Source organism: Streptomyces rectiviolaceus, assembly GCF_039533825.1.
GTDB classification, from domain to species: Bacteria; Actinomycetota; Actinomycetes; order Streptomycetales; family Streptomycetaceae; genus Streptomyces; species Streptomyces rectiviolaceus.
In genome coordinates, this window is record NZ_BAAAUG010000050.1 from 17,790 (window position 1) to 40,455 (window position 22,666).

At 71.3% G+C, this 22,666-nt stretch carries 20 protein-coding genes; 15 read left to right on the forward strand and 5 right to left on the reverse strand.

Translation table 11 applies throughout. The features are described 5' to 3' along the window. The first annotated feature begins 9 nt into the window (after positions 1-9). The 4 genes from ABD378_RS16690 (at position 10) to ABD378_RS16705 (ending at position 2,897) form a co-directional block, all read left to right on the forward strand. Positions 10-552, forward strand: coding sequence for a nitrobindin family protein (locus ABD378_RS16690; protein WP_344521702.1), 543 nt, complete (start codon positions 10-12; stop codon positions 550-552). Positions 553-703: 151 nt separating this feature from the next. After that, positions 704-1,219 carry a lytic polysaccharide monooxygenase auxiliary activity family 9 protein gene (locus ABD378_RS16695; RefSeq protein ID WP_160508892.1) on the forward strand — a complete coding sequence of 172 codons (516 nt, stop codon included), beginning with the start codon at positions 704-706 and terminating at the stop codon, positions 1,217-1,219. 113 nt (positions 1,220-1,332) lie between these two features. Continuing rightward, positions 1,333-2,412, forward strand: a complete 1,080-nt coding sequence (locus tag ABD378_RS16700; protein WP_344521703.1) for an NAD(P)H-dependent amine dehydrogenase family protein — start codon at positions 1,333-1,335, stop codon at positions 2,410-2,412. Positions 2,413-2,417: 5 nt separating this feature from the next. Further along, positions 2,418-2,897 (forward strand): carboxymuconolactone decarboxylase family protein, encoded by a 480-nt coding sequence (locus ABD378_RS16705; protein WP_344521720.1) that lies wholly within the window; start codon positions 2,418-2,420, stop codon positions 2,895-2,897. Positions 2,898-2,938: 41 nt separating this feature from the next. On the opposite strand, the gene ABD378_RS16710 is transcribed toward ABD378_RS16705, so the two are convergent. Then, entirely contained in the window at positions 2,939-4,582 is a 1,644-nt protein-coding gene (locus tag ABD378_RS16710; RefSeq protein ID WP_344521704.1) for a GMC oxidoreductase, read from the reverse strand. Between the two features lie 237 nt (positions 4,583-4,819). On the opposite strand from ABD378_RS16710, the gene ABD378_RS16715 reads away from it, so the two are divergent. The 7 genes from ABD378_RS16715 to ABD378_RS16745 are packed head-to-tail and all read left to right on the forward strand — an operon-like array spanning position 4,820 to position 14,910. Next, complete coding sequence (locus tag ABD378_RS16715) at positions 4,820-6,127, forward strand: ABC transporter substrate-binding protein (protein WP_344521705.1); 1,308 nt, start codon at positions 4,820-4,822, stop codon at positions 6,125-6,127. Beyond that, on the forward strand, positions 6,124-7,143 hold the full coding sequence (locus ABD378_RS16720) for a carbohydrate ABC transporter permease (RefSeq protein ID WP_344521706.1): 1,020 nt from the start codon (positions 6,124-6,126) through the stop codon (positions 7,141-7,143). The genes ABD378_RS16715 and ABD378_RS16720 overlap by 4 nt, the downstream gene beginning before the upstream one ends. Positions 7,144-7,154: 11 nt before the next feature. Continuing rightward, the gene (locus ABD378_RS16725; protein WP_344521707.1) at positions 7,155-7,967 is read left to right on the forward strand and encodes a carbohydrate ABC transporter permease; all 813 of its coding nucleotides are present in this window, start codon (positions 7,155-7,157) and stop codon (positions 7,965-7,967) included. A 38-nt stretch (positions 7,968-8,005) separates the two neighbouring features. Continuing rightward, positions 8,006-11,182, forward strand: coding sequence for a glycoside hydrolase family 38 N-terminal domain-containing protein (locus ABD378_RS16730; protein WP_344521708.1), 3,177 nt, complete (start codon positions 8,006-8,008; stop codon positions 11,180-11,182). Between the two features lie 57 nt (positions 11,183-11,239). Further along, entirely contained in the window at positions 11,240-12,943 is a 1,704-nt protein-coding gene (locus ABD378_RS16735; RefSeq protein ID WP_344521709.1) for a class I mannose-6-phosphate isomerase, read from the forward strand. After that, positions 12,940-13,845 carry an ROK family protein gene (locus ABD378_RS16740; protein WP_344521710.1) on the forward strand — a complete coding sequence of 302 codons (906 nt, stop codon included), beginning with the start codon at positions 12,940-12,942 and terminating at the stop codon, positions 13,843-13,845. The genes ABD378_RS16735 and ABD378_RS16740 overlap by 4 nt, the downstream gene beginning before the upstream one ends. A gap of 30 nt (positions 13,846-13,875) precedes the next feature. Further along, entirely contained in the window at positions 13,876-14,910 is a 1,035-nt protein-coding gene (locus ABD378_RS16745) for a LacI family DNA-binding transcriptional regulator (RefSeq protein WP_344521711.1), read from the forward strand. Positions 14,911-14,928: 18 nt separating this feature from the next. Here the strand turns inward: ABD378_RS16745 and ABD378_RS16750 are convergent, their stop codons facing one another. From ABD378_RS16750 to ABD378_RS16765, 4 genes are all read right to left on the reverse strand, one after another. After that, positions 14,929-15,765: a transglutaminase domain-containing protein gene (locus ABD378_RS16750; protein ID WP_344521712.1), complete on the reverse strand. Its 837-nt coding sequence runs from the start codon at positions 15,763-15,765 to the stop codon at positions 14,929-14,931. Then, entirely contained in the window at positions 15,762-16,388 is a 627-nt protein-coding gene (locus ABD378_RS16755) for a CGNR zinc finger domain-containing protein (RefSeq protein WP_344521713.1), read from the reverse strand. Before ABD378_RS16755 ends, ABD378_RS16750 begins: the two co-directional genes overlap by 4 nt. A gap of 154 nt (positions 16,389-16,542) precedes the next feature. After that, positions 16,543-17,667 (reverse strand): NADH:flavin oxidoreductase, encoded by a 1,125-nt coding sequence (locus ABD378_RS16760; protein WP_344521714.1) that lies wholly within the window; start codon positions 17,665-17,667, stop codon positions 16,543-16,545. A gap of 68 nt (positions 17,668-17,735) precedes the next feature. Then, a complete protein-coding gene (locus tag ABD378_RS16765; protein ID WP_344521715.1) occupies positions 17,736-18,653 on the reverse strand; it encodes a LysR substrate-binding domain-containing protein in 918 nt (305 codons plus the stop codon). 141 nt (positions 18,654-18,794) lie between these two features. Between ABD378_RS16765 and ABD378_RS16770 the strand changes: the two genes are divergently transcribed. The 4 genes from ABD378_RS16770 to ABD378_RS16785 all read left to right on the forward strand — a co-directional run. Continuing rightward, positions 18,795-19,913: a diaminopropionate ammonia-lyase gene (locus ABD378_RS16770; RefSeq protein ID WP_344521716.1), complete on the forward strand. Its 1,119-nt coding sequence runs from the start codon at positions 18,795-18,797 to the stop codon at positions 19,911-19,913. Between the two features lie 83 nt (positions 19,914-19,996). Further along, positions 19,997-20,395 (forward strand): ASCH domain-containing protein, encoded by a 399-nt coding sequence (locus tag ABD378_RS16775; protein WP_344521717.1) that lies wholly within the window; start codon positions 19,997-19,999, stop codon positions 20,393-20,395. Beyond that, a complete protein-coding gene (locus tag ABD378_RS16780) occupies positions 20,388-20,588 on the forward strand; it encodes a hypothetical protein (protein ID WP_344521718.1) in 201 nt (66 codons plus the stop codon). Before ABD378_RS16775 ends, ABD378_RS16780 begins: the two co-directional genes overlap by 8 nt. Positions 20,589-20,659: 71 nt before the next feature. Further along, the coding region (locus tag ABD378_RS16785; protein WP_344521719.1) for an ATP-binding protein at positions 20,660-22,666 on the forward strand (2,007 nt) is incomplete at its 3' end.

Consider the following 22,666-nt stretch of genomic DNA (forward strand, 5'->3'; position numbering starts at 1 on the left):
GCGCACACCGTGTTCGACCCCGCACCGGAGCACCCGTACCCCGACGGTCACCGACCGGACGAGGCGCCCGCGCCGCACGCGCTGCTCAAGCCCGTGCTCGGCCTCCTGGGTACCTGGCACGGCCGGGGCCAGGGCGAATATCCGACCCTTGACGCGGACTTCACGTACGCCCAGGAGGTCACCTTCAGCCATGACGGACGCCCCTTCCTCCGTTACGAGGCACGGGCCTGGCTCCTGGACGCCGACGACGCACCGCTGCGCCCGTCCGCACGGGAGAGCGGCTGGTGGCGGCTGCAGCCCGACGGCCGGGTGGAGGCGCTGATCACCCAGCCCACCGGCATCGCGGAGATCGCGGTGGGCCAGGCGAACGGCAACACGATCGACCTCTCCACCAGCGAGGTGGCCCGCACCCCCACCGCCAAGGAGGTCAAGGCCACCCGCCGCCGCTACGAACTGACGGACGCGGACACGCTCACCTTCGTCCACGACCTCGAAGCGGTCGGTCAGCCGCTGCAGCATCACCTCTCGGCACAACTGCACCGCACGGCGTAGAAACCGCGCGCCGCCTGCTGCCCGTACGTGGCCCGAAAGCAGCCTTGACCGAGGCTTGCCGAAGTCTATGGTCTGGACTAATCGGCCATCGCGAACGTCTGGCCCCAGGTCTTCACGCACACCCCCACCCCAGCGCCGTGAAGGAGTATGCATGCACAGGAAGCGGAAGTTGGCCGCCATGATCGGTGCGGGCCTGGCACCGGTCCTCGCCCTCACGCTGCCGACCGGTTCGGCCAGCGCGCACGGATACGTCAACGCACCGGCGAGCAGGCAGGCGCAGTGCGCCGCGCGCACGATCGCGTGCGGCGACATCAAGTACGAACCCCAGAGCGTCGAGGGGCCCAAGGGCCTGCGCAGTTGCCATGGCGGCAACGCCCGGTTCGCGGAGCTGAACGACGACAGCAAAGGGTGGAAGGTCAGCGACGTGAGCAGGACGCAGACCTTCACCTGGACGTTCACCGCACGGCACCGCACCGCGAACTACGAGTACTTCGTCGACGGCACGAAGGTCGCGACGATCGACGGCGGCAACCAGCAGCCGCCGGCCACCGTCTCGCACCAGGTCAACCTCGGCAGCGCCACCGGCAGGCACAAGGTGCTCGCGGTCTGGAACATCGGCGACACGTCGAACGCCTTCTACGCGTGCATCGACGTGAACATCCGCTAGGCACGCATCCAGGCATCCAGGCATCCAGGCATTCACGCATCCCTGACCCCTGACGGAAATCTCTCCGGTCATGGCCCTATGAACTGATACGCCCTCTGGTTACCCTCCGCCGCATGATTTCCACGGTTGTCTGGGGCACCGGAAATGTCGGCCGAGCGGCCATCCGTGCCGTCGATGCCCACCCGGCGCTGAAGCTCACGGCCGTGCTCGTCCACAACCCCGACAAGGTCGGCCGCGACGCGGCCGACCTCGCCGGTCTCCAGGGGCAGTTGGGCGTCGCCGCGACCGACGACGTCGACGCGGTCCTGGCGGCCTCACCCCAGGCAGTGGTGTACGCGGCGTCCGGCGACATCCGCCCCGACGAGGCCCTCGACGACGTCGGCAGGGCGATCCGGGCCGGAGCCGTGGTCGTCACCCCCGCCCTCTACGCGCTCTACGACCAGCGCAACGCCCCGCCCGAGCTGCGTGATCCGGTCCTCGCCGCCATCGCGGACGGCGGCGGGTCGCTCTTCGTGTCCGGCGTCGACCCCGGCTGGGGCAACGACGTACTGCCCCTGCTGATCAGCGGACTCGGCAGCACCGTCGACGCGATCCGCTGCCAGGAGATCTTCGACTACTCCACGTACGACCAGGAGGACTCCGTACGCCACCTGATCGGCATGGGGCATCCGATGGACTACGAGCCCCTGATGCTCGCCGAGACCGTCCCGACCATGGTGTGGGGCGGCCAGATCAGGCTGATGGCCAGGGCTCTGGGCGCCGAACTCGACGACATTCGCGAGACGTTGGAGCGGCGTGCGCTCGACACTTCGGTGAGCACCCGCACGATGGGCGACTTCGATGCGGGCACGCAGGGCGCGGTGCGGTTCGAGGTGCAGGGCATCGTCGGGGGAGAGCCCCGCATCGTCATCGAGCACGTCACCCGCATCCACCCGTCCTGCGCACCGGACTGGCCGACGCCGCCGGACGGTGCGGGCGCGCACCGCGTGATCATCGAGGGCCGCCCGCGCATCGAGGTCACGGTCGAGGCCGCCGACGAGGGCGAGAACCGGTCAGCGGGCGGCAACGCCACCGCCGTCGGCCGTCTGGTCGGCGCCATCGACTGGCTCGTGGCCGCGGAACCCGGACTCTACGACGCACTCGACGTCCCGCTGCGCCCCGCGACCGGCAAGCTCGGAAGGAGCAAGCAATGAGCCCGATGCACATAGACATTCCCGAGGGGCAGGAGCCGATCGGGTACGTGTGGGGTGAGATGGTCCCCGGGATCGGCATGGCCGCCGCGAACTTCTCGCTGTCGGTGTACGAGCACACGACCCTGGGGCTGCGGGAGTTCGAGGCCGCGCGGCTGCGCGTCGCGCAGATCAACGGGTGCCTGTTCTGCCTCGACTGGCGGACCGAACGCGAGGGGCAGAAGGTCGAGGAGGAGTTCGCCGATGCGGTGACCCAGTGGCGCACCACCGACGCCTTCGACGACCGGACACGCCTGGCCGCCGAGTACGCCGAGCGATACGCCCTGGATCACCATGGCCTCGACGAGGAGTTCTGGACGCGGATGACCGCGCACTACGGCCAGCGCGAGATCGTGGAACTGAGCATGAGCATCGGTTCCTGGCTGGCGTTCGGCCGGCTCAACCACGTGCTCGGCCTCGACGCGGTGTGCGTACTCCCCGGGCATTGAAGGGTGTTGCTACACATCCGTGCCGCTACACATCGGTGCCGCTACACATCCGTGGCGATGATCTTCTCGATGTTCCGTTCGGCGAGCGCCGTGATGGTGACGAACGGATTGACGCTGGTGTTGCCGGGGATCAGCGAGCCGTCGATGACGTACAGGCCGGGATGACCGTGCAGACGGCCGTAGTTGTCGGTGGCCTTGTTCAGGACCGCGCCACCGAGCGGGTGGTAGGTGAGGTGATCGCCCCAGATCTTGTACGTGCCGAACAGATCGGTGCGGTAGATCGTCCCCTCCTTGGCGTTGATCTTGTCGAAGATGGTCTTGGCGGCGTCGATGGACGGCTGCTTCCAGGCCGTCTGCCAGTTCAGCTCCACCTTGCCCGCCGTCGCGTTCCAGGAGAAGGCGGCACGGTTCGGGTTCTTGGTGATCGAGAGGTAGAACGAGGCGTAGGTCTCGATCCCGGTGGGCAGCGGCGCGACCTCGGCGAACGCGCCGCCCGCGGCCCAGTTGTCGATGCCGGCCGTGGGTATGGACGACTGGACCTTGCCGGTCGCGTCCCACATGTGGTTGGCGCGGCCGCACATGACGTTGCCGTTGTCGCCCCAGCCCTTGCCGATCTCGCCGTTGAGGTGGGGCAGCGCGCCGGTGGCTTTCAGTTTGACCAGTAGTTTGCTGGTGCCCACGCTGCCGGCCGCGAAGAACACCTTGTCCGCGGTCACGGTCTTGGTGGCGGTGGTGGTGCCGCTGGTGTTGAGCTGCTCGATGACGACGGTGTAGCCGCTGCCGGACGCGGGGGAGACCGAAGTGACCTTGTGCAGCGGGGAGATGGTGACCTTGCCGGTCGCGGCGGCCTTGGCGATGTAGGTCTTCTGGAGCGACTTCTTGCCGTAGTTGTTGCCGTAGAGGATCTCGCCGGCGACCGCCGACTTGGGGACCGTTCCTGCCGCCTCCTGCTTCATGTAGTCCCAGTCGTAGACACCGGGCACGAAGAGGAACGGGAAGCCGGAGCGCTGCGCGTGCTTACGGCCGACCCGGGAGTACTGGTAGCAGTCGACGCTGTCGAACCAGGCAGGGTCGATGGTGCTGACGCCGAGACCGGCGTTGGCGCGCGGGTAGTAGGTGGAGTACATCTCCCCGGCGTCCACCGACGGGAGGACGGCGCCGAAGTTCTCGCGCTTGGGCGTGACCGCCATGCCGCCGTTGACCAGGGAACCGCCGCCGACGCCGCGTCCCTGGTAGACGATGATCCCGCCCATCTCCTCGGCGTCGAGGATCCCGGTGTAGCGGGGGATGGCCTTGTCGATCGGGAAGCCGAGGAAGTTGCTCAGAGGCTGTTTGGTCTTGGTGCGAAGCCAGTAGGAACGGCCGTCGGGCGAGGTCGTGTGGGCGAAGATCTTGCCGTCGGATCCGGGGGTGTCCCAGGCCATGCCCATCTCGATCATGTGGACGTCGACGCCCGCCTGGGCGAGGCGCAGCGCGGCGACGGAGCCGCCGTAACCGGTGCCGATGATCAGGACGGGGACGCGGGCTCCGTCGCCGATGGGTCCGGCTGCGGCTGCGGACGGTGCCTGGGCGGAGGCAGTCTGAGCAGAGAGGGTGACGGCGCCAAGAATAGAACCAGTTCCAGCGATAAATCTTCGGCGTGTGACGCCCTCTGGGCCGGTAATGCGCGTGGTAATGCCACTCATGTGACGTTCCTCACTCTCGTAGGAATGGGAACGAGTTCTACTGCTACTGGCGCATTAAGTCACTGCATACCTAGAGGTAACTTCTGTCCGATCTTGTACCAATGATCCGCCGTCTGTCAGGGCTGGCGAACCGTGCGCGCTGCGCGAACCATTGACATCCCATCCCGGCGTCGAGAAGCTCCATCACGCCCGTGTTAACGCTAACACCGGGCTGACACACACCTGGGGGAGCCACCCATGTCAGGTAGTCGTCACCGCCTTCATCCGGCATCGGATGCCCCGCTCGACCGCCGCACCCTCCTCGCCGCGACCGCCGCCGGAGCGCTCGCCACGGCCTGCGGAACCGCGAGCGGGCAGCCTCCCGGCAAGGTCGCCGTGCTCGGTGACAGTGCCGCCTGGGAGAAGCCGATGGCCGCCGCGGGGGCGGCCATGAAGTCCGTGGCGGGCCTGCGGCTCGTGCCGGAGGTCAACCCCTCCCTCGAGTCGTTCGAGCAGGTCGTCAAGTCCTCCCTGCGCACCAGCAAGACGCCGGACATGCTCAAGTACTGGTCGGGCTACCGGCTCCAGGACCTCGCCCGCACCGGCGGCATCGTCGACCTGACCCGGCAGTGGGACAGGGCCGTCGGCAAGGGGTGGGTCGACGCCTCGTTACGGGACGCGTTCACCTACCGGGGGCGGGTCTACGCCCTGCCGATGAACCTCGCGTACTGGGTGTTCTTCTACAACATCGAGGTGTTCGAGGAACACCGCCTCCAAGTCCCCGAGACCTGGGACGACTTCCTCGCCACCTGCGAGCGGCTCAAGAAGAGCGGGATCACCCCGCTGCACGGCTCGGCGGCCGACCGCTGGCCCGCCTTCATCTGGTTCCAGGAGATCCTCAGCCGCCAGGACCCGCAGTTCTACGAAGACTTGATGAACGGCCGCGAGCGCTACACCGACCCGCGCGCCGAACGCGCCCTGCGCACCCTGGAGTCCTTCTTCGACGAGGACTGGTTCACCTCCATGGACATGAGCCACGCCGACGCCGCCCCGGCCCTGGTCCACGGCAAGGTCGGGATGGTGCCCTGCGGCACCTGGCTCGGCTCGACCCTCGTGGGCGCGGGCGGAAAGCCCGGCAAGAACCTCGGCGCCTTCGTGCTGCCCATGGCGGACCCGAAGGCCCGCCCCTGCGTCATCTTCGAGTCCAGCGCTCTGGTCTCCACCGTCAAGGGTCCTGACAGGGAAGAGGCGTTGAAGGCGGCAGGCCACTGGCTGCGGCCCGCCGTCATGAAGGCCTTCTCGCACAGCCTCCAGGACGGCTGCCCCAACCCGGAGGTCGAGCCCGCGAACCCGGTGATCGGCGGCCTCGCGAAGAAGGTGCGCGGAGACAAGCTCCGGCTGCTCAACCGCTTCTGGGAACAGGGACCGCCCGAACTGGTCGAGGCGACCGTCGACGACCTGGCCGGATTCCTGCTGAACCCGTCCTCGTACCGCGAGGTGCTGCGGACCATGCAGGACCGCGCGGACGAGGCGTGGCAGGTCTGGCGGGAGGCGGAAGAGACATGACGGAGATCGTGACCCCTGGCCGACGAGCCGCCAAGCACTCCGCCAAGCACTCCGCGAAGCCAATGCGCGTACGCCGCCGCGTCCCGACCCGCACCCCGCACCACGCGGCCCGCGGCAACGGCCGGCTCGGCGGACCGCTCGCCGCACTGCCCTGGGCGCTGCCCGCCTTCGCCTTCGTCGGCGTACTCCTCGTCTATCCGTTCTTCCGCAGCGTCTACGACAGCTTCTTCGAGAACAACGGCTTCACCAGCAGCTTCACCGGGTTCGACAACTACGCGCGACTCGCCGACGACCCGATCTTCGGCCGGTCGCTGCTCAACACCCTGATGTGGGTGGTCGGAACGCTGCTCCTGCCCGTCCTGGCCGGACTGCTCATCGCCGTCGCCACACACCGGATGCGGTTCGGCGGGATCGCACAACTCATCATCGTGCTGCCCTACGCCATCTCCGCCGCCGCCACCGCCGTCCTGTGGAACTTCATGCTGACCTCCGACGGCGCGGTCAACCAGGTCCTTCGCGGGGTCGGCCTGGACTCGTGGGCGCAGACCTGGCTCCTGGAGTGGCCGCAGAACACCCTGTCGATGATCGTCGCCAGTACGTGGCAGGCCACCGGGCTCAATGTCGTGCTCTTCGCGATCGGCCTTCGCGCCATCCCCCAAGACACCGTCGAGGCGGCCCAGTTGGACGGGGCGAGCGGCTGGCGGATGTTCCGGTACATCACGCTGCCCCAGCTGCGGGCCGTGACGGTCGTCGTGGTCGGGATGGCCATCGTGAACAGCCTCAAGGCCTTCGACATGATCTGGATCCTCACCAAGGGCGGCCCGTCCCGCTCGTCCGAGACCCTCGCCCTGACCATGTACCGCGAGGCGTTCCGGCTCTTCCACGTCGGCTACGGATCGGCGATCGCCCTCGTCCTCTCGGTGATCGTCGTCGCCTCCTCCTGGCTGTATCTGCGCCGCCAGATGCCCGAGGCCGAAGCCGAGGCCGACGCCCGCGCCGCCACCGCCAAGGCTTGAGGAGGCACCCCATGGGTCGCACCGTGCGTCATCTCTTCATCGCCGGATGCGTGCTGCTCTGGCTGATCCCGCTCTATCTCCTCGTGGTCAACGCGCTGACGCCCGCGGCCGAGTACACGGGCAAGCCCGACTGGACCTTCCAGGGCTTCGACCTCGTCGAGAACATCAAGACCGCCTGGAACGTGGCGGGCATCGGCGACAGCTTCCAGGCCTCGCTACTCTACGCCGTGGTGTGCGGCCTTGCCGCCGTACTCATCGCGGCCATGGCGGCTTTCGCCGTCGTCGTCCTGCCCATCCCCAGGCCCGCCTTCTGGTTCTGGCTGATCTACTCCGGCACGCTCTTCCCGCTGCAGATGTTCCTCGCACCGCTCTTCGGCCTGTACGCGGACGCCGACCTGTACGACACGAGGCTCGGCCTCATGCTGATCTACGCCGCGTGGGCGGTGCCGTTCGCCTTCTTCCTGATCCGCAATCAGATGACCACCATGCCCCCCGAGTTGACCGAGGCCGCGCTCATCGACGGCGCCTCCTTCCGGCGGATCTTCTGGCGCATCCACGTGCCGCTGATGAAGGCGGGCCTCGGCGCCGCCTTCATCTTCCAGTTCACGGCCGTCTGGAACGACCTGCTCCTCGGCATCACGCTCAGCCGCAGCCCCGACGTCCAGCCGGTGATGGCCGCCCTGACCACCCTCAACAACGCCTATTCCTCGACAGGACCGCCCGTCATCCTGGCCGGCGCGCTGATCGTCTCCGCGCCCACGCTCCTGCTCTTCCTGGTGTTCCGCGGCCTGTTCCTGCGCGGTGTCACCGCATCCGCCCGCTGAGACCCGCCGACCCGACCACCGCTCCGGGAGAGATCCGCATGACGACACGGGCCCTCGTCCGCACCACCGACTGGGACAACGACCGGATACGCGACAGCCTGCGCTCCTCCGTCACCACCGCGGAGGGAAGCCTCGGCGGCAGCGCCCTGCGGCTGACGGAGGAACCGCTGCTGCGCAGGGCGGCGGACGGCGACGGTCTGACGCAGTCGCTGCGGATCGAAGCGGTCAACGGGGCAGCCCTGCCGGGGGAGTTCACCGTCCGCACCGAGTCCGGCGCCGCGCTGCCCGTCGAGCGGCTCACCGGCCCCGGCGGCTCCGTACGCCTGATGGTGCCCGCCGTCGACACCGAGACGCGCCTCACCGTCTGCCTGCCGGACACCACCGAGGGCATAGACGTCCGGCTCACCCCGCAGCGCCGGTGGACGCTCCACCTGGTCCACCACTCCCACCTCGACATCGGATACACCGACCCCCAGGGCCACGTCCTGGCCGAGCACCTCTCCTTCCTCGACTCCTGCCTGGAACTGACCCGGGCTACCGACGACTGGCCCGCCGAGTCGCAGTTCCGTTGGTGCGTCGAGTCGTTGTGGTCGTTCCGGCAGTGGGCGGACGCCCGCCCCGCCGAGCAGGTCGAGGAGTTCGTACGCCGCGTGCGCGAGGGGCGCATCGAGCTGACCGCGCTGCCGTTCAACCTGCACACCGAGACCTGCTCCACGGACGAGCTGCACGAACTGCTCCGCCTCGCCCACGACGTGCGCGAGCGGCACGGCGTCACGTTCACCTCCGCCATGCAGACCGACGTGCCGGGCGCGGTCGTCGGCCTGGTCGACGCGCTGTCCGCCGCCGGAGTCAAGTACCTCTCCGTGGCGCACAACTGGGCGGGCCGTTCGGTGCCTCACCTGGTCGGCGGCGAGAAGCTGCCCCGCCTCTTCCGCTGGCGCGCCCCCAGCGGCAACAGCGTCCTCGTCTGGGTCACCGACACCCCGCACGGCCTCGCCTACATGGAAGGCCCGCTGCTCGGCTTCGATACGGACTACGCGGACGTCGACGACCTCCTTCCCGCCTATCTGACCTCCCTCGCCACCAACCCGTACCCCTACCGCGGCGGCATCTTCGGCTGGGCCATGGACCAGACGGAGATCAAGCGCGAGCCCTACCCCTGGGACGTGCTCCACCTGCGCGTCCAGGGCAAATTCGGCGACAACGCGCCGCCCCGCCGCATCATCGCCGACACCGTCCGCCGCTGGAACGAGACCTGGGCCCACCCTCAGCTGCGGCTCTCCCGCAACGAGGACTTCTTCACCGACGCCGAGGCCAGGCTCGGCGACGCCGTCCAGACCTTCGACGGCGACTGGACCGACTGGTGGGTCGACGGAGTCGGCTCCGGTGCGCGGCCGCTGTCCCTGGCCCGCACCGCCCAGTCCGTGGTCGCCGACGCCCAGACCATCGGCACGTTCGCGGGACTCCTCGGCGCCACGGGGGCGGAGGAAGACAGTGCGGACGCGGCAGGGGTCTACGAGGCGGTGTCGCTCTTCGACGAGCACACCTGGGGCGCCGGCGACCCGTGGACCCACGGTGACGAGGGCGGCCACTCCGGAGAGCACCAGTGGCACTGGAAGTACGGGCAGGCGATGCGCGCCCACGACGACGGGAACGCGCTCCTGAGCAGGGCGAGCGCCCGGCTGGGACAGCGGCTCGCGGCGACGCCGGGCGTGGCGGCGACCTACCACGTCATCAACACCTGCTCCTGGCCGCGCACGGACGTCGTACGGATCTTCCTGCCGGAGAGCAGCGTCCCGCTGGATCAGCCGGTGGCCGTGTACGACGCCCGTGTCGGACGCCGGATCGTCCACGAGGAGCAGCCGCAGACCAACGACGACCACCGGGACGCCGGACGGTTCCTGGTCGTGCGCGTGGACGACGTGCCGTCGGCGGGGTCGGTGCGCCTCGACATCACCGGCATCACGGCCGGCGCGGCGCGTGCCGACGAGCGGTCGTCGGCCACGGTCGTGAAGGCCGCCACCGGCTGGAACCCCACCGGTGGCACCGAGCGCGACGACCCGGCGCAGACCGCCGCCGCGGCGCTCGCCCGCCCCGAACCGACCCTCCTGGAGAACGAACACCTCGCCGTCCGCGTGGACCTGGCGAACGCCTGCATCGCCTCGGTCATCGACAAGTCGACCGGCCGTGAACTCGTGCGGCGTGACGCGACCGTCGGATTCAACGACTACATCCACGACAGCTACACCACGGCCGGTGCCTTCAACCACAACTCCAGCCGTACGACGGCCTCCGACCGCCTCGAACACCTCGGCGTCCGAGCCGTCGCCCCGCCCGCCGCGCTCATCGCCCGCCGCTCCACCGTGACGGCCGAATCCATCACGTACGAGACGCGTCCGGCCGGAGCCAACCGGCTGCGCACCACCCTCACCCTGCCCGTGGGCGTGCCACGCCTCGACATCGAGAACCGCCTCGACAAGGACGCGACGCTGCGCAAGGAGAGCGCCTACTTCGCCTTCCCCTTCGCCTTCGACGAGCCGGTCGTCCGGATGGAGGCGTCCGGCGGTCTCACGGGCAGCTTCCTTCCCGTGGTGCCGGGTTCGGCCCTGCACATGCGGGCCGTGCGCCGCTGGGTGACCCTCGCGGACGACGGGCTCGCGGTGGCCTGGTCCACGCAGGACGCCCCGCTGGTGCAGTTCGGCAACATCGCGCTGCCGTACGCGCCCTTCCCGAAGACGATGGGGCACGACGAGCCCGCCACCGTCTTCTCCTGGATCCACAACAACCTGTGGGACACCAACTTCCCCGGCGAGCAGGGCTTCGAGTTCACCTACCGCTACAGCCTGGCCTGCGGGACAAGCGCCGACGGGCTCGGCCCTCGGACGGCAGCCGCCTGGAGCCGCCCGTTGCGGGCCGTGCGGGCCAGGGGAGCCGAGGGCGGCGGGCAGGCGTCGCTCGCCTTCGCCGATCTCGGGGACGCTAGGGTCCGCCTGGTCGGTCTCACGTCGCCGGGGCCCGGTGAGGTCCTGCTCCGGCTGCAGTCCTTCGCGGAGGAGCCGGTGGCCTGTCCGGTGCGGGTCCATTTCCCGGTCGCGGCCGCCCACAGCGCGGACTACCTGGGGTCGGCGCACGGTGAACTACCCCTCTCGGACGGTGCGTTGACCGTCTCCATTCCCGCGCTCGGCACGACCGCGGTGCTGTTCGTACGTCCCTGAAGACCCCCGTGACCTCCCTGGAGACCCCGCGAAGAACCCCCGCACGAAGGAGCATGCGTGTACCGGCTCGACCCGCGTTATCCCCCGGCACCGGGGGCCGTGCTGACCAGCGGCTGGGAGGCCGTGGCCGCCCAACTGCCCGATGAACCCGCGATCGTGGCGATCGAAGGGCCGCCGGCCGCCGACTGGGAGACCATCGCGACCCGGCTCACCGCCGCATGCGCCCTGCCCGTGCGCACCCTCGACATCCGTACGCGCTACGCGTCCCCAGCCGTGGTGAGGCGCCGCACCATGAGCGCGCCGGACGCCGACGACCCCTACTACTGCAAGCTGGCGCAGAACCCGCTGTCCGACCTGTTCGACGAACGCCCCCTGGAGGAAGGCGACATGGAGGGGCTGCTGCTCGTCTACGGCCCCGGGGCATCGCTGGTCCTGCACGACGTGCTCTGGTACGCCGATCTGCCCAAGCGGTACGCGGAGTCCGCGGTGGTGGCCGGAGAGGGGAGCAACCTCGGACTCCCGGGTGTGCGGGCCGAGTTGAAGCGGCTCTTCTACGTGGACTGGCCGATGCTCGACCGCCACCGTGACGCGATCGCCGGGCAGCTGGACGGCTGGGTGGACGTTCAGGAGCCCGAGCGGCCCGTGTTCCTCGACGGGGACGGCCTGCGGGCGAGCTACGCCCGCCTCGCGCGTCGCCCCGTGCGCACCAGGCCGTTCTTCAACTCCACGCCGTGGGGCGGACATTGGGGACAGCGCGCGCTCGGCTTCAACCCCGGCGCGCGCAACACCGCCCTCGGCTACGAACTCATCGCCCCCGAAGCGGGCATCCTCATCGGACACGGCCCCGACGCCCAGGCGGAGGTGCCCTTTCAGCTCCTGTGCGCCCTGCACCCCGATGAGGTGCTCGGAGCGGAGTCACACGCCCGCTTCGGCACGTCCTTCCCGATCCGCTTCGACTATCTGGACACCGTGGGCGGCGGCAATCTGTCGGTGCACTGCCACCCCAAGGAGCCGTACATGCGGGAGCGGTTCGGCTGGCACTACACGCAGCACGAGACGTACTACATGACGCTCGGCGGCGCGGACGCACGCGTCTACCTCGGCCTGCGCGAGGACGCCGACCTCGCCCTGTTCCGCAAGGAGATCGAGGAAGCGGCGCACGACGGGGTGCCGATGGACCCGGAGGACCACGTCATGACGTTCCCGGCCGAACAGGGCAGGCTCTTCATGATCCCGGCGGGCACCCCGCACGCCAGCGGCGCCGGAAACCTCGTACTGGAGATCAGCGCGACCCCGTACCTCTACAGCCTGCGCTTCTACGACTGGCTGCGACCGGACGCCGACGGCAACCCGCGCCCACTGCCCTACGAACACGGCCTAGCCAACCTGGAGACCGAGCGGCGCGGTGACGCGGTGACGCGCGACCTGGTGCAGGAGCCGTACGTCCTGCGGCGCGGGGACGGCTGGCGCGAGGAACTGCTCGGCGCGCTCGACGAGATGTTCTACGAGGTGCGGCGCTACACGCTCGACGCGGACGCCGCCGCAGCGGACGACACGGCGGGACGGTTCCACGTGCTGAACGTGGTGGAGGGCGAGGGGGTCACCGTGCTGACCTCGGCGGGGGAGCGGCACACGCTGGCGTACGCGGAGACACTGACCGTGCCCGCCGCGGTCGGCGGCTACCGCCTGGAGTCGCGGGGCGGCCCGGCGAAGGTGGTGAAGGCGCTCGTACGCGACCGCCGCGCCGCGGGCCCCTCATGAGAGCCGTTCTGGAGATCGGCGGCACCCATGTCACCGCCGCTCTGGTGGACCCTCTGCGCACCCGCGTAAGCCGCCGGATCCGGCGGTCACTTGACGCGCGGGGCGACGCCGAGCACATCCTCGGCACGATCGTGCGCTGCGCCGACGAGCTCCGGGCGCCCGCGGGCCAGGTGTGGGCCGCCGCCGTGCCGGGGCCCTTCGACCACGACAAAGGGATCGCCCGTTTCAAGGGCGTGGGGAAGTTCGACGACCTGTACGGCATCGATGTGCGCTCGGTGCTGCTCGACGGTGTGTGGCCAAGGCCCGCGGACGTGGTGTTCCTGAACGACGCCCACGCGTTCCTGCTCGGGGAGTGGAGCGCGGGGGCCGCGGCCGGCCGTCGGCGCTGTGTGGGGATCACCCTGGGGACGGGGGTGGGGTCGGCGTTCCTCGTGGACGGTGTCGTGTGCCGCGAGGGCCCCGGCGTACCGCCCGAGGGCCGCGTCGATCTGTTGCGCTGGTCCGGAGCACCCCTGGAGGACTCCGTCTCGCGGCGGGCGATCCTTGCCCGATACGGCGCCCGTCACGGCGCCCATCATGGCGCCCGAAACGGCGTTCGTCACGGCGAGCCGGACGTGGACGTGCGGGACATCGCCGTACGTGCGCGGGAGGGTGAGCCGTGGGCCGGACAGGTCCTTGACGAGGCCCTCGCCGCTCTCGGTACCGTTCTCGCCCCGTGCGTACGCGACTTCGGCGCGTCGGCGGTCGTCGTCGGCGGCGCCATGGCGCGATCCTGGGACCTGGTCGGCCCGGCCCTCCGCCGCGGCCTCGGGGATACTCCGGTGAGACCGCGCCCCGGCACGCTGGGCGCGCATGCGGCGCTGATCGGGGCGGCGGAGTTTGTGGGGGCTGCCGGGCGTTGAGGCGATCCCCGGGAAAGGACACACGTGACGATGCCCGAACCGCGTCCACCCATGGACGGCCCCGCCACCCTGCGGGACGTCGCCGAGCGGGTGGGGGTCAGCGCGATGACCGCGTCCAGGGCCCTGCGCGACGACCCGCGCGTGCTCCCGGCCACCCGGGAACGCATCCGCTCCGCCGCGGCCGAGCTCGGTTACCGGCCCAACGAAGTGGCCCGCAGCCTGCGCCTGGGACGAGGCACGGGCCTGGTCGGACTCGTCGTCACGAACCTGGCCAACCCCTTCTACTCACGCCTCGCCCTCGGAGTGGACTCCGTCATCGCGGGCGACGGCTTCAAGACCGTCATCGGGAACACCGGCCAGGACCTGGACAGCGAGCGTGAACTCGTCGCCGACCTGGTGGCCCGCCGCGTCGACGGCCTCAGCGCCGTCCACGCCGCGGCCGACCAGCGCCATCTCGCCGCCGCGGCGGCCGACGGCGTACCCGTGGTGCTCGCAAGCCGGCCGCCCGAGGGGTTCGAGGCCGACTGCGTCCTGGTCGACGACTTCGGCGGGGCCCGCGCCGCCACCGCCCGGCTGATCAACCGCGGCCACCGCCGGATCGGCTTCCTCGGCTCACCGCCCGCCGTCTACACCGGCACCGAGCGCCTGCGCGGATACGCGGCGGCCCTCGCCGCCCATGGGATCCCCTTCGACGAACGCTACGTACGACAAGGCCAGACCGAGCCGCGCGAAGCCCGACGCGCCGCGGCTGGACTCCTCGCGCTGCCCGAGCCGCCCACCGCCCTGTTCTGCTCCAACAACCGCAACACGATCGGGGCGTTCCGCGCCCTGCGCGCGTCCGGCACCGACACCGCGCTCGCGGGCTTCGACGACTTCGAACTGGCCGACGCGCTCGGCCTGCCGCTCACCCTCGTCGCGTACGACAGCGATGAGCTGGGCCGGGCGGCGGGCAGGCTCCTCGCCGACCGGATGCGGGGGAGGGGATCCGACGCCGCGAGCAAGCCCGCGCCCGGCCCGGCGCGGCGCATCGTGACACCCACCAGCCTGGTGGAGTACGGCTGTTGACGGCCGTGGCGTCCGGTATCAGGCGACCGGCGTGAGGGGTCCGGCCGACGGCCGGGCGCCCGCCGAGCGGCGGCCGAGCACGGGCTCGGCGACCCAGCGCACAGGGCCGCACAGGGTCTGGCCGTGCCCGGTGAAGAGCTCGTCGCGTGAGTCGAAGTGCCCCAGATCCGCGAGGACATGGGCCGAGAGGTCGCAGGACGCGGCGTCGGCCCCACAGGCCGTCGCCGCCGTCGCCCCGTCCCAGTCGACCGCCGTCCGGGAGAGCGCCTCGAAGAGCGTCTCCGCCCCGACGTTGGTGAAGCCGCCTGCGCGCCGCCCGCTCAACTCGTCCAGGTCGCCGAAGAGTTCGGAGACCGGGAGCCACTGGGCGGTGGGGGTTGCGGTGGCGGTGGCCGATCGGCCGTGGGCCGGTTCGTCGATGCGGAACTCCGGCCACGCCAGCAGTACTTGTTCCGGGACGAGCCGTCGAAGGTGCGGGAAGCGCGGGTGCCAGAACGCCCCGTCCACGAGGAGGCCGCGCACCCGAGTGGCCACGCCGGACGCCCGTGCCACGGACTCCAGGATCGCGAGCCGCTGGCTGCACGAGCCCCGGCCGCGCCGCAGCACCTCCGACACCGGCCGCTCGTCGTGCACCGAGTACACCGGTCGTACGGTCGCGGCGATCCGCCCGTGCGCGCGGCGCAGGGTGGCCAACTGGTCGCAGGCGGGCGGGGGTTCGGAGGCGCCCGACGGGACGGCCTGGACGCTCCGGATGAGTTCGGCGACGCGCGGGTGGCGCCAGTCAAGTATCCGCGTCGGCGCCGTGCTCCCTGTTGCTTCAGCTTCCGCTTCCGCCCGTGGGCGTGGCGCCTTCACGCCTGACCGCCCGGCGTCGGCTCCGCCTCGGCGCCTTCGGCGCCCGCGCGGCGGCGCTGACGCGAGGCCCGCAGGTTCGCGGCGTTGCCGCAGCCTCGGGTGGAGTGCCAGACGCCGCTGTTGTTGCGGGAGCGGTCGTAGAACGCCGTGGCGCAGCGTTCGTTGCGACAGATCTTCAGGCGCCGCCACTCTCCGGTGGTCTGGGCGAGCAGCGCCTCGCACAGCACGGCGGACGTCAGCCAGCGCCAGCCCTCGCCCTCGGGTTCGGTGGTCACGGCGGCGTCGCCGTGCAGGCTGACCTGGAGGGCGCAGGAGGTGAAGCGGGCGGTCTCGCCGCTCGTCGTGCCGCACCGGGACAGCAGCGCCCGGCGCAGCTGCTCGCGCAACTGCCGCAGCTTGGGCAGGTCCTCTTCGGTGAGCGTGAGCCGCACCGCCGTGCGCCCCGTTCGCTCGGCCCAGGTGGGCAGGGCCACGGATACCCAGTCCTGTGCGGCGGCCACGTCCCCGAGAAGATCGGCCCCGGGCACGCCGCAGGAGGGCGCGGTGTTCAGGATGTCCTGCACGAGCCCCAGGCCGCCGGGGACGGCGGTGGGGAAGTAGCGCTCGGTGGCAGGCCAGGTCATGGGCATATCGTACGCGACCGGGGGCGACAGCAGCGTATGGCCTTAGCTGCCGTCGCCGCGCCTACGGCCCCCGGTGCCGCCGTGAGCACGGTCCCGGCACCGTGCCGGGACCGCGTCGGGACCGCGTCGGGACCGTGCCCAAGGTGGCTCTCGCTCAGGCCAGGCTCTTCAGCAGCGACTTGTCGAAGGGCAGCGCGTCATCGAGCCGGTTCTCCAGGGCCTTGGCCGCCCACTCCGGATCGGCGATGAGGGCGCGCCCCACCGCCACCAGGTCGAACTCGTCCCGCTCCAGGCGGTCGATGAGCGGGTCGATGCCGGTGGCGGCGGACGGCGCAGCCCAGCCCTGCGAGCCGATGAACACCTGGTCGAGGCCGACCGAGCCCACGGTGACCACGGGCTTGCCGGACACCTTCTTGACCCAGCCCGCGAGGTTGAGGTCGCTGCCGTCGAACTCCGGCAGCCAGTAGCGGCGCGTGGAGGCGTGCAGCACGTCGACGCCCGCGTTCACCAGCGGCGTGAGCAGGCGCTCCAGCTCCTCGGGGGACTCGGCGAGCTGCGCGTCGTAGCTGCCGGCCTTCCACTGCGAGAGGCGGAAGAAGACGGGGAAATCGGGCGAGACGGCGGCCCGCACGGCCGCGACGATCTCGGCGGCGAAGCGGGTGCGGGACTCGATGTCGCCGCCGTAGCCGTCCGTCCGCCGGTTGGTGCGCTCCCAGAGGAACTGGTCGATGAGGTAGCCGTGCGCGCCGTGCAGTTCGACGCCGTCGAAGCCGATGCGCTCGGCGGCCGCGGCGGCGTCCGCGAACGCCCGGATCACGTCGTCGAGGTCGTCGGCCGTCAGCGCGCTGCCCTTGGGCTGCCCGTCGAGGCCGATCGCGGAGGGGCCCGCCGGGGGAGCGGAAGGCACCGGGCCCGTGCCCTCGTCGCGCGTGATGCCGACGTGCCACAGCTGCGGAATGATCTTCCCGCCCGCGGCGTGCACGGCGTCGACCACCTTGCGCCAGCCTTCGAGGGCGTCGTCCCCGTAGAAGCGCGGGACCCGGTCGCTCGTACCGGCCGACGCGTGATCGACGTACGTCCCCTCGGTGATGATCAGGCCTACGCCGGCGGCGGCCCGGCGGGCGTAGTACTCCGCCACGTCCGCGCCCGGCACGCCGCCCGGTGAGAACTCCCTGGTCATGGGTGCCATCACGATGCGGTTGGGCAGGGTGAGGCTGCCGACGCTGAAGGGCCGGTCGAGGGTCTGGGGGGTGCGCGCGGTCTGCGACGCCGAGGTCATGCGTCCTCCTGGCAGGTAATGAGGGAGCGATCATCCTGCGATCGATGACGCAAGCGTACGCGCTTTACTCATGTCGCTTGCCGGAGGGCCTCCCGGCAGGCCCGAATCGCCGGATGGTGGCTGCGGCCGCTGCGCACCGCCGTGAAGAGCCGACGCGCCCGCTGCCCTCGGGGCAGCGGCCGCAGGGGCACGGTCGCGGTCTCTCCGTCCCATACGAGACCGGGGAGCAGCGCGGCGGCATGGCCCCGCTCCACGAGGCGCACGTGCAGGAGGAGGTCGCTGGTCTCGAACCGCACGTCGGGTTCGAAGCCCGCGTTGCGGCAGAGCGTCGTCGCCCAGTTCCGGGCCGCCGTCCCCGCGGGCTCCATGACCCAGGGGTGGCCGGCGAGGGCGCGGAGCGCGGCGGCCGGGCTCCGCGTGTCCTGCGACGTGCCGCCCGACGTGTCGCCCGCCGGTTCCGGCAGCGCGAGGTGCAGCGGGTCGGCGCAGAGGTCTTCCTGTTCGAGACCGGCGGGCCTCGGGCTCGGGAGCCCCGGGTACTCCTCGGTGATGACCAGGTCGAAGTCGCGGGCGAGCAGCGCGGGCAGGGACTTCTCCGGTTCCAGCTGGGTGAGGTGGATCCGCAGGCCGGGGTGCGCCTCGCGCAGCAGGGTCAGGGCGGTGGGCACGAGGGCGAGGGCAGCCGTCTGGAACGAGGCAATGCGCAGCGTTCCGGTCAGGTCGGTGAGGGACGTGGCGATGTCGGCTTCGGCGCGCTCCAGCCGTTCGAGCACCGCCTCGGTGTGGGCGACGAGGATCTCCGCCTGCGGGGTGAGGCGCACGCGCCGCCCCACCGGTTCGAGGAGCTGGACGCCTGCCTCGGACTCCAGTAGCGAGAGCTGCTGAGAGACGGAGGAGGGGCTGTACGAGAGCGCGGCGGCGACGGCCGCGAGCGTGCCGCGGTCCTTGAGCTCGCGCAGCAGCCGCAGCCGATGAAGGTCGAACATGGGCCAGTCCTCGTCGTCGGCGGCCGACCCTCCCGGATCGGACGGGGATCACGATGGATCACCATCAGTCGGATTCTCTGACGAATATAGATCGGAAACATTCGCTGGACCGAAGAGTGGCGATGGCCGCAGGCTGGCCGCATGCCTGAGAACACCGAGAAGCCTGCGACCTGGTTCGCCCGGCCCGCCGCCCGCACCTGGACCTGCCCGCCCGCCCCCGCGCAGGCCCAGGCCTTCCACGCCTCACTTCCCGGCTATGCCGTCACACCCCTCCACGAACTTCCCTCCCTCGCGGCCGAGTTGGGCGTCGGCCGGGTCTTCGTCAAGGACGAGTCCGCACGCCTGGGGCTGCCCGCGTTCAAGGCGCTCGGCGCGTCCTGGGCGGTGCACCGGGCCCTCGCCGAGCGCGCCGCGAGCAGCGGGGCTTCGCCGGAGCCGGTCACGCTGGTCACCGCCACCGACGGCAACCACGGCCGCGCGGTGGCCCGGATGGCCCGGCTGCTCGGTCAGCGCGCCCACGTCTTCGTGTCCAAGGGAGTGCATCCGGCCGCATCGGCGGCGATCGCCTCCGAGGGTGCCGAGGTCACCCAGGTCGCCGGGCCCTACGACGACGCCGTGCACCAGGCCGCCGTCGCCGCGGCGGAAGGGACCGCCACGGTGCTCGTCCAGGACTCGGCCTGGCCCGGCTACGAGCGCATTCCCCGCTGGATCGTCGAGGGCTACTCGACCCTGTTCGCCGAGATCGACGCCCAACTCGCCTCATCCGACGCTGAGTTGCCGGACCTGGTGGCCGTGCCCGTCGGCGTGGGCTCGCTCGCCCAGGCCGTCGTCACCCACTACCGCAGCCGCCCCGCAGGACAGCCGGCCCCAGCACTGCTCTCCGTGGAGCCCGAAGCGGCGGCCTGCGTCATCGAGAGCCTCACCCGCGGGGAGCTGACCAGCGTCGTCACGGGCGACACGGCGATGGCGGGGCTGAACTGCGGCACACCCTCCAGCCTCGCCTGGCCCTACCTCCGCGACGGCCTCGACGCCGCCGTCGCCATCACCGACGCCGACAGCGCACGGGCGGCCCGCGAACTCGCCGCCCTCGGCGTCTCCTCGGGCCCTTGCGGCGCCGCTTCGCTCGCGGGCGTCCGCGCCGCACTGACCGGCGAGGGCGCCGAGGGCCGCCGCGAGGCCCTCGGCCTCGGCCCCGCATCGACCCTCGTACTGCTCAGCACGGAAGGCGCGGACGCCAACCCGCACCACCAGGAGCCCTGATCCCGGCTCGCCCCGCCCGGCCGGGCGGGGCGACAATGGTGGGGTCGGGCAGGGGCCATCACCGTCCACGATCGGAGTCGGCGTTGCTGTTCAAACGCGACGTGCTCATCGGCATCGCGGCCGGGGAGATCGATCTGGCCTTCCGGCGCTGGCGCAGGCCGGCGGTGCGGCCCGGCACCGAGCTGCGTACCGAGGTCGGCGTGCTGGTGATCGGCGAGGTGGAGATCGTGCCGGAGCCTGCGGTCACCGACCGCGACGCGCGCCGGGCGGGGTTCGCCGACCGGGAACGGCTGCTCGCCGATCAGCGGCCGGGTGAGGAGCGGCGGCTCTACCGGATCGGGGTCCGCGTCGCCGGTGACGATCCGCGGATCCGGCTGCGGCAGGACACGGACGTGTCCCGCGCGGAACTGGACGAGATCGTCGCGGAGCTCGGCCGGGTGGACGCCAGGAGCCGACGGGCCATGGACCACGCAGATGCTTGAACTGATCGACGATCAACCGGGCGTGCGGGCCGCCGAGTTGGCCGATCACGTCGGCAGGGAAACGCAGCCCTTCAAGGCGGACGTACGCAAGCTCAAGGAGCGCGGCCTCACCGAGTCCCTGGAGACGGGATACCGGCTCTCACCGCGAGGGCGGCTGGTGCTCGGCCGGCTGCGGGCGTCCGGCCGAGGCTGACCGAACCCCCGTGCGGGCCGAACCCCCGTGCGGGCGACGCAAAAACGTGGTCGCGTGGGAGAATCTGCCGCGTGGACGGGGGGATCCTCGAGCGGGATCTTGAGCTGGCTCGACTGATCGCCGCCGCACGGGAAGCGGCCGACGGCGCGGGTTCGGTGGCGCTCGTCTTCGGTGAGGCAGGGATCGGCAAGTCGAGCCTCGTGAACGCCCTGCCGGGCGCGCTGTCCGCGCAGGCCAGGGTGCTGGTCGGGCAGTGCGACGACCTTGCGACGCGGCGGCCGCTCGGCCCCTTCCGCGACCTTGTCGGCAGTGTGCGTGCCGAGTTGGCGCAGGCGGTGACCGAGGGCGGCGACCGGCATCGGGTGTATGACGCGCTGCGGGCCGAGTTGGGCGATCCGCCCCATCCGACGGTCCTCGTCGTAGAGGACGTGCACTGGGCGGACGAGGCCTCCCTCGACGCGCTGCGGTTCCTGGTACGCCGTGTGGACCGGATGCCCGCGGTCCTTGTGCTGACCTACCGTGACGACGAGTTGAGCCGCGAACACCCCCTGCGTCATCTCCTGGGCCAGGTGTCGCGGGCGGCCCGCGTGCACCGCGTCCCCCTGTCGCGCCTTTCGCAGGACGCGGTGCGCACGCTGAGCGCGGCGAGCCGCCTCGATCCCGCGCAGGTGTACGCGGTGACCTCGGGCAACCCCTTCTACGTCGCCGAGGTCGTAGCGGCGGGCGGCACCGGGGACGTGCCGCCGACGGTGGTCGACGCCGTCCTTGCCAGGCTGCGCGGCCTCGACGACGCCGCACGCGACGCGCTCGAACAGCTCGCCGTGGTGCCGTCGGCGGTCGAGCGTCCCCTGGCCGACGCGCTACTGCCGGGCGGGGTATGCCAGTTGACGTCGGCGGAGCGGCGCGGCCTGCTTGTCGTGTCCCCGGAGCGGGTGGTGTTCCGGCACGAGATCATCCGGCGGGCCATCGCCGACTCGCTGCCGTCGGCGCGGCGGATCGAGCTCAACCGGAGGGTGCTCGCCGTCCTGGTCGCACAGCCCGGCGCCGACTCATCGCGCATCGTCCACCACGCCGCCCAGGCGGGCGACCAGGACGCCATCGCGCGGTACGGACCCGACGCGGCCAGGGACGCCGCACGCACCGGGGCACACCGCGAGGCCGCCGCCCAGCTACGGCTCGTCCTGCGGCAGCGCCTGCGCTACGGCCCCGCCGAACTCGCCGATCTCCTGGAGCGGTTCGCGGTCGAGAGCTACACCATCGCCGACTCGCCGGCCGCCGTCAGCGCCCAGCGGGAAGCCGTCGCCCTGCGCCGCTCCCTCGGTGACCTGCGGGCGCTCGGCGCGGATCTGCGCTGGCTGTCCCGGATCCAATGGTGGGCGGGCGACGCGGACGCGGCGCAGGAGGCCGCACGGGAGGCCATCGACGTACTCGAACAGGCCGGTGACGAGCGGCTGTTGGCGCTCGCGCTCAGCAACACCTCTCAGCTCCGCATGCTCTCCGACCGGTACGCCGAGGCCATCGGGTACGGCGAGCGCGCCATCACCCTGGCCCGGCGCACGGGCGACGCGGCGATCCTCTCGCACGCGCTGAACAACGTGGGCACCGCACGCTGGCGCGGCGGCGACCCGTTGGGGCGCCCGCAGCTGGAGGAGAGCCTGGCGGTCGCCCTGAAGGCGGACGAGGCCGAGCACGCCTGCCGCGCCTACGCCAATGTCATCTGGACGCTCCTGGAGAACCTCCGGTTCGCGGAGGCGGATCACTTCCTGGCGCCCGCCATGGAGTTCGCGGACCGCACGGAGCACCTGGGGTTCCTCCGCTACCTCCAAGTGGAGCTGGCGCTCAGGCAGTTCGCCGCGGGGAAGTGGGACGAGGCGGAGAAGCACGTCGAGTCCGGTGACGCGCAGGAGTTCCCGCCGGCCCGCTGCCCCGCCCTGACCGTCCTCGCACGCGTGCGGATCCGGCGCGGCGCTCAGGGCGGCGACGAGCTCCTCGGACGCGCCTGGGAGGTCGCCGCGCGGACCCGGGAGCTCCAGCGCACGGCCCCGGTCGCGGCCGCACGGGCGGAGGCCGCCTGGCTG